The sequence below is a fragment of the Anoxybacillus amylolyticus genome, assembly GCF_001634285.1.
In the GTDB taxonomy this organism is placed as follows: domain Bacteria; phylum Bacillota; class Bacilli; order Bacillales; family Anoxybacillaceae; genus Anoxybacteroides; species Anoxybacteroides amylolyticum.
This window is the reverse complement of record NZ_CP015438.1, coordinates 1,474,653-1,489,755: the sequence shown is the minus strand read 5'-3', so window position 1 is coordinate 1,489,755 and position 15,103 is coordinate 1,474,653. Positions and strand designations below refer to the sequence as shown.

General features: G+C 44.0%; 13 protein-coding genes. All 13 read right to left on the bottom strand.

Features of this window, described 5'->3' with window-relative positions; translation table 11 throughout:
• Positions 1–75 precede the first annotated feature (75 nt).
• Positions 76–4,380, bottom strand: coding sequence for a PolC-type DNA polymerase III (locus tag GFC30_RS07640; protein ID WP_066323910.1), 4,305 nt, complete (start codon positions 4,378–4,380; stop codon positions 76–78).
• Positions 4,381–4,443: 63 nt separating this feature from the next.
• Positions 4,444–6,150 carry a proline--tRNA ligase gene (locus GFC30_RS07635; protein WP_066323909.1) on the bottom strand — a complete coding sequence of 569 codons (1,707 nt, stop codon included), beginning with the start codon at positions 6,148–6,150 and terminating at the stop codon, positions 4,444–4,446.
• 14 nt (positions 6,151–6,164) lie between these two features.
• Positions 6,165–7,433, bottom strand: coding sequence for an RIP metalloprotease RseP (rseP, locus tag GFC30_RS07630; protein ID WP_066323908.1), 1,269 nt, complete (start codon positions 7,431–7,433; stop codon positions 6,165–6,167).
• A gap of 15 nt (positions 7,434–7,448) precedes the next feature.
• Positions 7,449–8,606 carry a 1-deoxy-D-xylulose-5-phosphate reductoisomerase gene (dxr, locus tag GFC30_RS07625; RefSeq protein ID WP_148660373.1) on the bottom strand — a complete coding sequence of 386 codons (1,158 nt, stop codon included), beginning with the start codon at positions 8,604–8,606 and terminating at the stop codon, positions 7,449–7,451.
• 5 nt (positions 8,607–8,611) lie between these two features.
• Entirely contained in the window at positions 8,612–9,388 is a 777-nt protein-coding gene (locus tag GFC30_RS07620; RefSeq protein WP_066323890.1) for a phosphatidate cytidylyltransferase, read from the bottom strand.
• A 5-nt stretch (positions 9,389–9,393) separates the two neighbouring features.
• Positions 9,394–10,161, bottom strand: a complete 768-nt coding sequence (locus GFC30_RS07615; RefSeq protein WP_066323888.1) for an undecaprenyl pyrophosphate synthase — start codon at positions 10,159–10,161, stop codon at positions 9,394–9,396.
• A 150-nt stretch (positions 10,162–10,311) separates the two neighbouring features.
• The gene (gene frr / locus GFC30_RS07610; protein WP_066323887.1) at positions 10,312–10,869 is read right to left on the bottom strand and encodes a ribosome recycling factor; all 558 of its coding nucleotides are present in this window, start codon (positions 10,867–10,869) and stop codon (positions 10,312–10,314) included.
• 2 nt (positions 10,870–10,871) lie between these two features.
• A complete protein-coding gene (pyrH, locus tag GFC30_RS07605) occupies positions 10,872–11,594 on the bottom strand; it encodes a UMP kinase (RefSeq protein WP_066323884.1) in 723 nt (240 codons plus the stop codon).
• A 61-nt stretch (positions 11,595–11,655) separates the two neighbouring features.
• Positions 11,656–12,561: a translation elongation factor Ts gene (tsf, locus tag GFC30_RS07600; protein ID WP_458294215.1), complete on the bottom strand. Its 906-nt coding sequence runs from the start codon at positions 12,559–12,561 to the stop codon at positions 11,656–11,658.
• 134 nt (positions 12,562–12,695) lie between these two features.
• Positions 12,696–13,403 carry a 30S ribosomal protein S2 gene (rpsB, locus tag GFC30_RS07595; protein WP_066323880.1) on the bottom strand — a complete coding sequence of 236 codons (708 nt, stop codon included), beginning with the start codon at positions 13,401–13,403 and terminating at the stop codon, positions 12,696–12,698.
• A 153-nt stretch (positions 13,404–13,556) separates the two neighbouring features.
• On the bottom strand, positions 13,557–14,054 hold the full coding sequence (locus GFC30_RS07590) for a DUF6115 domain-containing protein (RefSeq protein ID WP_066323878.1): 498 nt from the start codon (positions 14,052–14,054) through the stop codon (positions 13,557–13,559).
• 9 nt (positions 14,055–14,063) lie between these two features.
• On the bottom strand, positions 14,064–14,309 hold the full coding sequence (locus tag GFC30_RS07585; RefSeq protein ID WP_066323873.1) for a hypothetical protein: 246 nt from the start codon (positions 14,307–14,309) through the stop codon (positions 14,064–14,066).
• Between the two features lie 31 nt (positions 14,310–14,340).
• The gene (locus tag GFC30_RS07580; protein WP_066323870.1) at positions 14,341–15,096 is read right to left on the bottom strand and encodes a FliA/WhiG family RNA polymerase sigma factor; all 756 of its coding nucleotides are present in this window, start codon (positions 15,094–15,096) and stop codon (positions 14,341–14,343) included.
• Between the last annotated feature and the right edge of the window lie 7 nt (positions 15,097–15,103).

Sequence of the window (15,103 nt, the reverse complement as noted above, 5' to 3'; positions counted from 1 at the left end):
TCTTCTCTTACCGATTATCTTCACCATTTCCCCTAAAACTATAACATATTGGAAAATATTTTTCAACCGGTCAAACTAGAATAAAGAAAGTTGGTTATGGTCCGGCAGTGAATCTAGGCAACCACGACTCTCTAAATACTCTAAAATCGTTTTCGATACTTTCCCGCGCTGCTGTAAGTCTTCTTTTGATAAAAATTCTCCTTCTTCGCGAGCGCGAACGATGTTTAACGCAACGTTTTCTCCGAGCCCTGGAATGGCGTTAAACGGCGGGATGAGCGAGTTACCGTCGATAGTAAATTCTGTTGCTTGTGAACGGTATAGGTCAATATTTTTAAACGAAAAGCCGCGCTCGCACATTTCTAAGGCGATTTCTAACACGGTGAGCAAGTTTTTCTCTTTGGCGGTCGCATCTAACCCTTTTGCATTAATTTCTTCGATGCGCTTGCGAATAGCGGCGGAGCCTTTCACCATCGCATCTAAATCAAAATCTTCTGCCCTCACCGTAAAATAGGACGCGTAATACAACAACGGATGATGCACTTTGAAATACGCAATGCGTACTGCCATTAATACATACGCAGCTGCGTGCGCCTTCGGAAACATATACTTAATTTTTTTGCATGATTCAATATACCATTCTGGTACGTTGTGTTTACGCATTTCTTCCTCAAATTCTGGTGTGAGCCCTTTTCCTTTCCGGACGGATTCCATAATTTTAAACGCTAGCGATGGCTCTAAACCGCGATAAATTAAATACACCATAATATCGTCGCGGCAACCGATGACTTCCGACAATGTGCACGTTCCGTTTTGAATCAACTCTTGCGCATTGCCAAGCCATACGTCTGTGCCGTGGGAAAGGCCGGAAATTTGCACAAGCTCTGAAAATGTTTTTGGTTTTGTGTCTTCTAGCATCTGACGGACAAACCTTGTTCCAAACTCGGGAATGCCAAGCGTGCCGACATTGCACATAATTTGCTCCGGCGTGACGCCAAGCGATTCAGTGCCACTAAAAATTTTCATCACTTCCGGGTCGTCGGTCGGAATTGTTTTCGGGTCAATGCCGCTTAAATCTTGCAGCATTCGAATAACCGTCGGGTCGTCGTGGCCGAGAATATCGAGCTTTAGCAAATTGTCGTGAATCGAATGGAAATCAAAATGGGTCGTTCGCCATTCCGCGTTTGTTGCATCTGCTGGATATTGAATCGGCGTAAAATCATAAATGTCCATGTAGTCCGGAACGACGATAATGCCTCCTGGATGTTGCCCTGTCGTCCGTTTGACGCCGGTACACCCAGCGGCTAAACGGTCAATTTCCGCTCCGCGCAATGCTAAATTTAAATCGCTTGCATACCCTTTAACAAATCCGTACGCTGTTTTATCCGCAACAGTACCAATTGTTCCTGCGCGATAGACGTTGTCTTCTCCAAACAGCACTTTCGTGTAGTTATGAGCACGCGGCTGGTACTCACCGGAGAAGTTTAAGTCAATATCTGGTACTTTATCCCCTTTAAAGCCTAAAAACGTTTCAAACGGTATATCGTGACCGTCTTTTTTGTATTTCGTGCCGCATTTCGGACAATCTTTATCCGGCAGGTCAAATCCTGAACCGACCGAGCCGTCGTTGAAAAACTCGGAATGTTTGCAGATTGGGCACACGTAATGTGGCGGAAGCGGGTTTACTTCTGTAATTTCCGTCATCGTTGCAACAAACGACGAGCCGACCGAACCGCGCGAACCGACAAGGTAACCGTCATCGAGCGACTTTTTCACTAGCTTATGCGAAATCAAATAAATGACGGCAAAACCGTGACCGATAATGCTTTTTAGTTCTTTTTCTAGACGCTTCTCGACAATTTCCGGCAAAGGGTCGCCATATATTTCTTTCGCTCGGCGATAACTCATTTCGCGAATTTCTTCATCCGCTCCCTCAATGCGCGGTGTATATAGCTCATCTTTAATCGGCTTTATTTCTTCGATTAAGTCCGCAATTTTGTTTGTGTTCGTCACGACAATTTCTTTCGCTTTCGCTTCGCCAAGAAACGAAAACGCCTCTAACATTTCATTTGTCGTCCGGAAATATACGTCCGGCAACTCATGGCGGTTTAGCGGATTCGCCCCTGCTTGCGAATGAATTAAAATCTTCCGGTAAATTTTGTCCTCTGGATGCAAATAATGGACATTTCCCGTTGCCACGACCGGGATGTTGAGCTTTTCTCCAAGCAAGACGATGTTACGAATCACTTCTTTTACCATCGCTTCATCTTTCACATAGTCCATCTCAATAAGCGGTTGGTAAACCGCCGGCGGATGAACTTCTAAAAAGTCGTAAAACTTCGCTACTTCTTCTACATCTTCTAGCGATTTTTGCATGACTTGTTCAAACACTTCCCCTTTGTCGCAACCAGACCCAACTAAAATTCCTTCTCGATGTTGTTGCAACACCGAACGAGGAATGCGCGGCACGCGATAAAAATATTGCACGTGCGCTAAAGAAACGAGCTTAAATAAGTTTTTTAAGCCAACCTCGTTTTGCGCAAGCAACGTCACATGGAACGGACGCGAACGCTGATACGCCGTTTCTTGGCGAGAGCGCTCGTTTAATTCGTCGTGGTACAATATTCCTTTTTCTTGTGCATCTTTCAACATCCGCATCAGTAAATGTCCCGTCGCTTCTGCGTCATAAATGGCACGATGATGCTGTGTTAATTCAATCTCAAATTTTTTACAAAGCGTGTTTAATCGATGATTTTTTAACTCTGGATATAAAAAGCGGGCGAGTTCTAGTGTGTCGATAACTGGATTCGTTACGCGCGGAATGCCGATTTTTTTTAAGCCGGCGTTGAAAAAGCCGATATCAAAGCCCGCGTTATGTGCCACAAGCACACTGTCGCCGATCCAGTCATGAAACTTTTGCAATACCTCTTCTACATCCGGCGCATCTTTCACCATCTCATCCGTAATTCCTGTTAATTCGATCGTCGTAATCGAGAGTGGATGGTGTGGATTCGCAAAAGACGTAAACCGGTCAATAATGTCTCCGTCCTTGATTTTGACGGCAGCTAATTCAATAATCGTATTATATACGGCAGATAGTCCAGTCGTTTCAACGTCAAATACGACAAACGTATCGTCCGATAACAAGCGATGTGCTTCATTGTAAGCGATCGGCACGCCATCATCGACGATGTTCGCTTCGACGCCATACAGTACTTTCATCCCATGTTTTTTTGCCGCACTATACGCTTCTGGAAATGACTGAACGACGGCATGATCGGTAACAGCAATCGCCCGATGCCCCCATTTTTTCGCCTGTTCAATCAGCTTCGCAACCGACGTGACCGCATCCATTTGGCTCATTTGGGTATGTAAATGAAGCTCTACCCGTTTCTCCTCCGCCGCATCTTCTCGCTCTTTCGGCTTGATTTCATTGACATCGTTCGCTAATAGCACCAAGTCGCGCACGAACGTATCGTTTTGCACGCTTCCTCGCACTTTCACCCACATGCCCTTTTTTATTTTTTCCATTCGTGCGACGTCTTCTTTATCGCGCGAAAACATTTTCACTAAAATCGAATTCGTGTAATCAGTCATTTTAAACGTTAATAGCGAACGACCACTTTTTAACTCTTTGACTTCCGCCTCGAAAATATATCCTTGAACGACGACGCGCTTTTCTTCTTCCATAATGCTACCAAGCGTTCGCACTTCCTCTTCCTCGCGAATCGGATACCCGATGACAAGCGGTCCTGACGATTCCGGTGCGGACTCTTTCCCCGTTTCATTTCTTGCCGTCATTTCCGCTAACGCCGCGAATGCACGCGCTTCGTCTTCTTGCTGTTTTTGCGCCAAAAATTGTTCATACGCTTGTTCGGATTGCTTTACTTCCGTTTCTAGCCGAAACAGTGGAAAGCCGAACGTTTCATATATTTCCGGCAATTTTTCTGCAAACCGGCGTTTCACAGCTAATGCCTCCGCTTCATTGCGCGCAGTCACGATGATTTTATTGCCTTGTACCGTTGGCGTCTGCTCTTGAAGGAGCATAAGAATCGGGGAAGACATATCTTCTAACGACCGTAAACAAAGCGGCCAATAATCGTGGACGTCGGCTGTTGTAAATGATGTATCTATTGCTTCGATAGTATGCTTTACCGTCGCGATGTGCTGAAACGCTTGCCAAAGGCGGTGACTAAAAAGTTCATACACACGCACTGGCAAAATGCGTGGAAGTAAAAAATAAAAGTGCCAGCATCGTTTTTCCTTCTCAATGACTAACTTTTGTATCCCAGCTCCTGAAAAATACGGAACTAATTCATCAGACGTCAAGTCGAGTTGCTCTAATAACACGCGAAACCGTTGTTTTTGCTCGTTTGTTAACATGCGTTTCCCCTCTCAATTAGAATGAGCAGAAGGGCTGTCCAAGAAGGAATCAGCCCTTTACGTTTACGATGACTGTAATAGACGTTTTACCGTTTCGACTAGTTCGTTTACATGAACTTCCATCGATTCCCTTGTTTGTCTCACCTTTACTTCCACTATTCCTTCACTAGCACGTTTTCCGACCGTAACACGAACTGGAATGCCAATTAAATCGCTATCGGCAAATTTCACGCCTGGACGTTCTGGGCGGTCGTCGTACAGCACTTCGAATCCTGCTTGTCCTAATTTTTCGTACCATTCTTCCGCTAGTTCACGCTGCTCATCAGCTTTTTGATTAACTAAAATAAGGTGAACATGGAATGGGGCAACTGCCGCTGGCCAAACAAGCCCATTTTCATCGCCAAATTGCTCCGCAATCGCAGCAAGCAATCGAGAAACGCCGATGCCATAGCAGCCCATAATCATCGTTTGTATACGACCATTTTCATCCAGATACGTAGCATTCATCGCTTCACTATAGCGCGTGCCTAATTTGAACACATGCCCGACTTCAATTCCGCGCGCAAAGCGAATCGTTCCTTTGCCGTCTGGGGATGGGTCACCTTCTTGAATAAAGCGCAAATCAGTATATTGCGATACGTTAAAATCGCGGTCTGGGTTAACGCCGACATAGTGGTAGCCTTCTTCATTCGCTCCGCATACGCCATTGACAATTGCTTGCACCGCATAGTCGGCAATAACGGTAACAGATTCATCCACCCCAATTGGTCCAAGCGACCCAATAGAGCAACGCATCACTTCTTTCGTTTCTTCTGGCGATGCCAGTTCCACAATCGATGCTTCAAACACATTTTTTACTTTAACGTCGTTTGCCTCATGGTCGCCTCGGACGAGCACTAAAACGTAACGGTCGTCTACTTTAAAGAGCAGAGATTTGATGCATTTTTCTTTCGACACTTGCAAAAATGCCGACACTTCTTCGATCGTTTTTTGCTCCGGCGTATGCACCTTTTCTAGCGGACGAAGCAGCTCCTCGCTTTTTTCATATGTCGTTACGACCGGCGCCATTTCAATATTTGCAGCATAATCAGACGCGTCGGAATATGCGATTGTATCTTCTCCGATTTCAGACAACACCATAAATTCATGCGTATCTTTTCCACCAATTGCCCCTGAATCGGCGATTACCGCGCGGAAATTCAAACCACAACGACGGAAAATATTCGAATATGCCTCGTACATTTTGTTATATACGTCATCTAAACTTTCTTTTGACGTATGGAACGAATACGCATCTTTCATAATAAATTCGCGGCCGCGCAACAACCCAAACCGCGGACGTTTTTCATCACGAAATTTCGTCTGAATTTGATATAGCGTAAGCGGCAGCTTTTTATATGTCCGTACTTCGTCCCTTACAAGCGCAGTAATGACTTCTTCATGCGTCGGGCCGAGCGCAAAATCGCGTTCGTGGCGGTCTTTTAATCGCATAAGCTCTGGTCCGTACGAATACCAACGGCCAGATTCTTGCCAAAGTTCGGCTTGCTGAAGCGCTGGCATAAGCAATTCAATCGCGCCCGCTCGGTTCATTTCTTCGCGAATAATCGCTTCTACCTTTTGTAAGACACGCTGACCGAGCGGTAAAAACGTATATACACCGCTCGCGCTTTGCCGAATAAATCCAGCCCTTAGCAATAGCTGGTGACTTTTTACTTCTGCATCTGCTGGTATTTCCCGTAGCGTTGGAATAAACGACTGACTTTGTCTCATTTCAATTGCACCTCTTACAAGAAAAATTTTTGAATGTCGTTCCATGTCACAACTAACATAAGTAGCATTAATAACGCAAAACCGATAAAATGAACCATTCCTTCTTTTTGCCGGTCAATCGGCTTGCCGCGCAACGCTTCAAGCGCAAAAAACATTAACCGTCCACCGTCTAATGCCGGAAGCGGCAATAAATTCACAATCCCGAGGTTAATGCTTAAAATCGCGCCCCATTTCATGAGATAATAAACGCCGGATTGGGCAACTTTGTTTGTCGATACAGCAATACCGACCGGTCCTGATAGCATATCAAGCGAAAATTGCCCAGTAATTAAATGGGCGATGCCGACGACGATTTGCTTGGTCCAATAGTACGTTTCTAGTGCCCCTTGTTTAAACGAACCGACGACCGATTTTTCCATCGGACCATAGACGCCAATTAAGCCGATCGTTTCGCCTTGGACTTGTTTCGCCTCTGGCGTTACAGGAATACTCAATACTTTCCCATCCCGCTGAATGTTAAACATTAGCTTTTCTTCTGGGTGGGCACGGATTATTTCAACGACTTCTGTCCATGTCGTCACCGGCTCATTATCAATTGACAGCACGACGTCCCCTTGCTTTAGACCGGCTTCGCGTGCCGCCCCTTCTTTTGTTAATTCTCCGATGATCGGTTTATCGACGGGATAGCCTTGCAATAAACCGATGAGCACGAACACAGCAAACGCTAAGACGAAATTGGCTAACGGTCCTGCGAAAATAGCTAGCGCCCGCTGACCGAGCGTTTTTGAAACAAATTGGCGGTGATAAGGCGCAATTTGAATTTCTTGATGATCGAGCACAAAGAACGCTTGTTCTCTAACCGGAAAGCGAACGAGCCGTTCTCCGTCCCCATCTTCGTAGCCAGCAATGTACATGCCATGCTCTAAATCTGCTTGCTCGACTTCGATAATTTTTGCATCGGGATATTCGTCTTTATGATTGATAATAATCTTTTTCACGTTGCCATCTTGGTCGAACTCTAATCCGACGATTTGGCCTGGTTTCACTTCAATCATTTCCGGGTCTTCACCAGCCATACGGACAAATCCGCCTAACGGAAGTAGTCGAATTGTATAGACCGTTTCCCCCCATTTGAACGAAAACACTTTTGGGCCAAACCCAATGGCAAACTCCCTACACAAAATGCCAGCGCGCTTTGCAAAAATTAAATGCCCAAGTTCATGAAAAAACACAAGCGCCCCAAAAATAGCGACAAACGCAATAACTGTATTTAACGTATTCAAATTTTCAACCACCCTTTATGTTAATAATGACCGGATATAACGGCGCGTTTCTTCGTCAACGGCCCGAATGTCATCAAGCGTCGGTTGCTGGATAATCGTATGCCGAGCTAACGCCCGTTCGATGAGCTCTTCAATCATTAAAAAGGAAATACGACCGCTTAAAAACGCCCCTACGGCTTCCTCGTTCGCCGCGTTCAACACCGTCGGCAGCGAACCACCTTTTTTTCCCGCCTCATATGCAAATTGTAAACAACGGTAACGATCAAAATCAACTGCGTCGAAATGAAGCTTCCCGACTTCTGCTAAATGTAGCTTTTTGACTCCTTTTAATTCTAACCGGTCAGGATAAGTAAGTGCATATTGAATCGGAACGCGCATATCCGGTGTTCCAAGTTGAGCGATGATGCTGCTGTCGTGAAATTGAACGAGCGAATGAACGATACTTTCTCTATGTAATAATACATCGATTTGTTCATATGGCAACTGAAAAAGCCAGTGCGCTTCAATGACTTCAAGCCCTTTATTCATCATCGTCGCCGAATCAATCGTAATTTTTGCTCCCATCGACCAGTTCGGATGACGAAGCGCTTCTTCGACTGTTACATGACGAAGCTGTTCACGTGTTCGGTCGCGGAAACTTCCCCCTGACGCTGTTAAAATAATTTTCTCAATCGTTTTCGGCTGTTCTCCTTGCAAACATTGAAAAATAGCTGAATGTTCACTATCAACAGGAAGAAGCGCGACATTATGCTTCATTGCTGCTTCTGTGACAATATGTCCTGCAGTAACAAGCGTTTCTTTGTTTGCTAAAGCAATCGCCTTGCCCGCTTCGATTGCCTTTAAGGTCGGCAAAAGTCCAATGCTGCCGACGACTGCATTCACCACAATATCCGCTTTTGGATGGGTGGCAACTTCAATAACTCCTTCTTCGCCAGCGACGATTTTCACGTGTCCGTTATATTCCTCACGCAGTGCAGAAAACGACTCCCAGTCAGCGACGGCAACAAGTTCGGGCTGAAATTGGTCAATCGCCTGTTTCGCCGCTTCCACATTTTTTCCGACCGATAAAGCGATGAGGCGAAATTTTTCTCGATGCGCATCAATGACATCTAGCGTTTGCTTTCCAATTGAGCCGCTCGCACCTAATAAACTAATATACTTCAACGTATCCACTCCCACTACATCATTGTTAAGAAAAGATGCAAAATCGGTAACATAAATAATAAGCTATCAAATCGATCTAAAATGCCGCCATGACCAGGCAAAAGATTACCTGAATCTTTTACCCCATAATGTCGCTTAAACGCGGATTCGACTAAATCTCCCATCTGTCCAACGGCCGAAAGTACGAGCGTCATCACAAGCATAAGCGGAATGTCCGCAAAAGAATCGGTAAACCATTGATAAATAAGAGCAACGATTAACGCACAAATCGTGCCACCAACCGATCCTTCCACTGTTTTATTTGGGCTAATCTCCGGCCAAAGCTTCCGTCTTCCGAGCGCTCGGCCTGTAAAATATGCCCCTGTATCGGTCGCCCAAATGATAAATAGCGCGTAAAACATAAGGGAAAGACCGGCTAAACGTGTCTCCATAAAGTAATGAAATCCAAAGCCAACATAAAGACTAGACAACATGACAAACGCCGCATCATCAAACGTAAAGCGATTTTTTGTCGTCACCGTATAAATAAGCAAGAAAAGGGCGATAAGTAAAACCAAGTCTAGTTTCGTTAACGGCAAAAGCCACGATTCACGCGCAAGCAATCCCCACACTAATAACGTACTTATCACACCAACGCTCGAAAGAAGCTTCATATTTTTCATCCGCAATAATTCAAACAAGCCAATCGTTGCTAATACATATGTTACGACAATAAAAGGAATGCCGCCAAAAATAACAACCGGTAAAAAAAGGGCAGCGGCAATTACACCTGTGATGATTCGTTGCTTCATTCTCGTTATACGCCTCCAAATCGTCGGCCACGCTGCTGAAATTCTGCGACCGCTTGTAATAAATGTTGTTCCGTAAAATCTGGCCAGAGCACATCCGTAAACCAAAACTCTGTATACGCCAGCTGCCAAAGCATAAAATTGCTTAAGCGAATTTCTCCGCTCGTCCGAATAAGTAAATCAGGGTCTTTTAAATCTTTTGTCATTAAATACGAAGCGATGACGTCTTCGGTAATTTCCTCCGGTGCTAATTGTCCTTTTGCCACTTGTTTGGCAATTTCTTTCATTGCATACGTAAGTTCTCGGCGACTGCCGTAATTGAGTGCAAAGTTTAAAATAAGCCCTGTATTATGTCTCGTTTCTTCCATCGCTTTTTCTACCGCACGACGCGTATGCTCTGGAAGCTGCTCACGATTTCCAATGACGCGGACATTGACATTTTCTTCGATTAGTTCAGGCAAAAATGTCGTCAAAAATTGCTCTGGAAGCTTCATTAAATAATCGACTTCCTGCTTCGGACGCTTCCAATTTTCTGTAGAAAACGCATAGAGCGTTAACACTTTAATGCCTAGTTCATTGGCAAACCGCGTAATTTTTCGAACGACTTGCATTCCTTCATAATGACCGGCAACGCGCGGCAACGACCTCTTTTTCGCCCAGCGTCCGTTTCCATCCATAATAATCGCCACATGTTCCGGAATTGGGTGCCGTAACACCTCTTCTTTCGTGTATTCCGTAGAAAGTGGTTTATGACCTTTCCAAAGTTTATTAAACATCCTAGTCCTCCGTTTTCTCGATTGTTTCCATTCACTATGAGGCTAGTGTAATCAAGAAGCCATCATTTCGTCAAACATGCACCTCATGTCGCTTTTTCATTATAGCAAAAAAACCCTCTTGGCACATAGAGGGTTTTTTGTCATAAGGGATTAAACTTCCATAATTTCTTTTTCTTTATCTTTTGTAATAGCATCAATTTTTGTAATATGGTCGTCTGTTAGTTTTTGCACGTCGTCTGTGTAGCTACGCAACTCATCTTCAGTAATTTCCCCGTTTTTCTCGAGCTTTTTCAACTCGTCGTTCGCATCGCGGCGAATGTTCCGTACCGCTACTTTTGCGTCTTCGGAATATTTTTTCACGACTTTCACAAGTTCACGACGACGCTCCTCTGTTAGTGGTGGAATCGCAATGCGAATAACAGAGCCGTCGTTGGAAGGAGTCAATCCTAAATCAGAAGCTAAAATCGATTTTTCAATGTCTTTTAAAATCGATTTGTCGTACGGCTGAATGACAAGCAAGCGCGCTTCTGGTACGTGGATGCCTGCTAGCTGATTAATCGGTGTTGGCATTCCATAGTAGTCGACTGTAATTTTTTCCAATAGGGCTGGGTTTGCTCTGCCGGCACGAACGCTTGCTAACTCGCGAGTAAACGCTTGAACAGCTTTATCCATTTTTTCTTTTGTTGCTGTGAGTACTTGTTTTGCCATCATTATTTCCCCCTTACAACTGTTCCAATATTTTCGCCAAGAACGGCTCGTTTGATATTGCCTTCTTCCATAATGGAAAATACAATAAGTGGAATGTCGTTATCCATGCATAACGATGAAGCGGTCGAATCCATGACGCCAAGCCCCTGTTTGATAACGTCTAAATACGATAGTTCATCGTATTTCACTGCGTTTTGGTCGACTTTTGGGTCAGCGCTATAGACACCGTCAACATTATTTTTCGCCATTAAAATGACATCTGCTTCAATTTCAGCAGCGCGCAATGCAGCGGTCGTATCGGTTGAAAAGTAAGGATTCCCTGTGCCAGCGGCAAAGATGACAACTCGCTTCTTCTCGAGATGACGAATCGCTTTTCTTCTGATATATGGCTCCGCCACTTGGCGCATTTCAATCGACGTTTGTACGCGCGTTTCAACCCCAAGATGCTCGAGACTATCTTGTAAAGCAAGTGAGTTCATGACGGTAGCAAGCATCCCCATGTAGTCTGCGGTTGCGCGGTCCATGCCCATTTCGCTACCGGTTTTTCCGCGCCAAATGTTTCCGCCTCCGACAACGACGGCGACTTCCACCCCTAATTCCGCTACTTCTTTCACTTGTTTGGCAATCGATTGAATAACGGCTGGGTTAATACCATATCCTTGATCGCCGGCTAACGCTTCTCCGCTCAGTTTCAGCACTACACGTTTATATTTTGGGTTATTCATGCGATTCCTCCGTATAGCTAATCTTTAAAAATAGGGAACACCGCTGTGTTCCCTATTCCAGTTATTGCTTTCTTACTTGGCTCATTACTTCTTCTGCAAAGTTGTCTTGCCGTTTTTCGATTCCTTCGCCTACTTCGTAACGAACAAAGCTTTTCACTGTCGCTCCGTTTGCTTCAACAAATTGGCGAACTTTCACATCTGGATTTTTTACAAATGTTTGCTCTAGTAAGCAAATGTCTTCATAAAATTTGTTTAAGCGGCCTTCGACCATTTTTTCGACGATGTTTGCTGGTTTGCCTTCGTTTAGTGCTTGTTGCTTTAACACTTCGCGCTCACGGTCAAGCTCCGCTTGCGAAACTTGATCACGGGATACGTATTTCGGGCTAAGTGCTGCAATGTGCATCGCGACGTCTTTCGCGATTGTTTCGTCTGTTGTACCTTCTAACAACGTCAATACACCGATGCGACCACCCATGTGCAAATATGCACCGAACGCAGCATTGTCGCTTTTCTCGATAATTTCAAAACGGCGAAGCGTTAATTTTTCCCCGATTTTCGCAATCGCTGCATTAATGTGCTCTTCTACTGTTGCACCGTTCTCCATTTTTTGTTGTAACGCTTCTTCTAATGTTGCTGGTTTGTTTTTTAATAAGTGTGTCGCAAGTTCTTTCACAAGCGCTTTAAAATCATCGTTTTTCGCAACGAAGTCTGTTTCGGAGTTCACTTCTACGATTACTGCGTTGTTTCCTTCTACTTCAATGAATGTTGTTCCTTCTGCAGCAATGCGGTCTGCTTTTTTCGCAGCTTTCGCAATACCTTTTTCTCGGAGCCAGTCGATTGCTTTTTCCATATCACCGTTTGTTTCTGTGAGCGCTTTTTTGCAATCCATCATGCCTGCTCCCGTTTTTTCGCGTAACTCTTTTACCATTTGAGCTGTAATTGCCATAAATATCCTCCTTTTATGTATATGCACAAAATTCGCAGCGCAAATTTTGTTTACACTTTTTTAGTATAGCCGATTTGCGCCATTTTCTGTCTCAAAAAAAGGTGATAAAAGGCTTTCCCCTCTTATCACCTTTCCGCCATTTGTTCAGGTGCACGTTATTCTGCTGCAACAACGGCTTCTTCGCCTTGTTTCGCTTCTAAAATCGCGTCCGCAATTTTTGCTGTCAATAGTTTTACTGCACGGATAGCATCATCGTTTGCAGGGATCACGTAGTCGATTTCATCAGGATCGCAGTTTGTATCAACGATACCAACGATCGGGATGTTCAATTTGCGCGCTTCTGCAACTGCAATGCGCTCTTTGCGCGGATCGATGACGAACAATGCATCCGGCAATTGTTTCATTTCTTTAATACCGCCTAGAAACTTCTCTAGACGCTCTAATTCTTTTTTCAAGCCGATAACTTCTTTTTTCGGCAATACATCGAACGTTCCGTCTTCTGCCATCTTTTCGATTTCTTTTAAGCGCTTAATACGTTTTTGGATTGTTTCGAAGTTGGTTAACGTTCCGCCTAACCAGCGTTGGTTTACATAGAACATTCCAGAACGTTCTGCTTCTTCTTTTACAGAGTCTTGTGCTTGTTTTTTCGTACCAACGAAAAGAATTTTCCCGCCGTTTGCTGCTAAATCGCGAACGAAATTGTATGCTTCTTCTACTTTTTTCACCGTTTTTTGCAAGTCAATGATGTAGATGCCGTTACGCTCGGTGAAAATGTATTTTTTCATTTTTGGGTTCCAACGGCGAGTTTGGTGTCCAAAATGAACACCGGCTTCAAGCAATTGCTTCATTGAAATAACTGACATTCGTTCTTCCTCCTATAGTTTGGTTTTCATTCCTCCGCTTCTTTCATCTTTAAGCAAGACTGCCTTCGCAGCACCATTGCTTAAATCCTGAAGCGTGTGTATTCACACCATGTAAAAATATATCACAACTAGAAATGACAATCAAGCCGTATTTCACATTTGACGAAATTTCAAGAGCAATTCAATTTCTGTTTTTCCTTTTTTTAGCATTTTTGCGATTTCTTCTATCGTTTTCCCTTCTTTATAAAGCTGTACCACCTGTTCCGCTAAGGAAAGCGGCGCCGGCTTCGGTCGGATAGTGCGAATTTCGACCGTATCTTTCATTTGGTCAACGTGTGCTAGCGGCGACCACTCGCTCTCTTTTCGCTCAAAAAGCGCGGTGCTAGGTGCTGCTTCTGATTTTTCTGCTTTCGTTTCATTCTTTGCACTAGAGCGGTGATGTAATGTTTTCGATAATGCCTGCAAAAACCGTTCGTTTTCTTCTTTCCATTCAATAAAATAAGCTGATACCGTTTGCTCCATTTCCTCGATAATTTGCGACTGCCGTTTTTCCACTTCTTTAATTTTTGTAAGCTGCAAGTACAGTAAAATGATAATAAAAAGCGAAAGCGCGTGTAACACAAAGCTGATGGTCAGTAACAATGCTATCATCTCATCCCTCTATCCCATGAAATCAATGATCGTTCCTTTGTATGGATGCTCCGCTTGTTCATGTTTTTCCCAGCGAGCATTAGAAGCGGTTCGTTTGTTTGTGACTTGCCGTTCGATACGCTCTTTTTGTTTCTGCATGTCTGTTGCTAATTGTGCTTGCATATGCTCGGGATGGTGTTGGATATGTGTTTGAATTTTCGCGATGTCGTATGTTCTTGGAAGTGCGATTTGCAGTTCTACTAATTTTAAACTCATATTTATCACTTCCTTTTTGCCTTAGTGGCAGTTACCACACTTTTTCTAATATTTTACGCAATTTAAAAAGCGCTTTAGAATGAATTTGTGAAATTCTTGATGTGGATAATCCCATCACTTGCCCGATTTCCGTCAATGTCAATTCTTCTTTATAAAACAAGCTAATCACTAGCTGTTCTTTTTCGTTTAGTTGCTGAATGACTTGAGCAAGCTGTTGGCGCAATTCTTCGTGCAACACCATTTCTTCTGGAGAAACCGCTTTTTCGTCACGCAACGTTAACGGACCATCATCCTCTTCTTTCGGCCATTCATCTAACGACAAAATATTCGCAAAAAACCCTTCATTCATGACTGTATATACTTCTTCTTCCGTCATACCTAACGCATCGGCCACTTCTTTCGCCGTCACTTCACGCATATATTGTTGCTCCATTTTAGCCATTGTCGCTTCAATTTTTTTCGTTTTTTCTCGCAAGCTGCGCGGAAGCCAATCTTCTTTTCGCAATCCGTCTAAAATGGCGCCGCGAATACGAAACGAGGCATACGTGTCAAATTTCAAATCGCGAGAAGGATCGAATTTTTCAAGCGCGTCATATAGCCCTAGCAGTCCGAAACTAATTAATTCGTGTTTGTTCACATTTTTCGGCAAAGAAATAGCGATTCGTTGCACTTGGTAATGCACAAGCGGCATATATTTTTGAACAAGTTCATCTGCCGCTTGTCGGTCACGATTCATCACCCAATGTTGCCAATGTTTTTGCTCTTCGCGCGCTGAAACGTTTGCCATACTACTC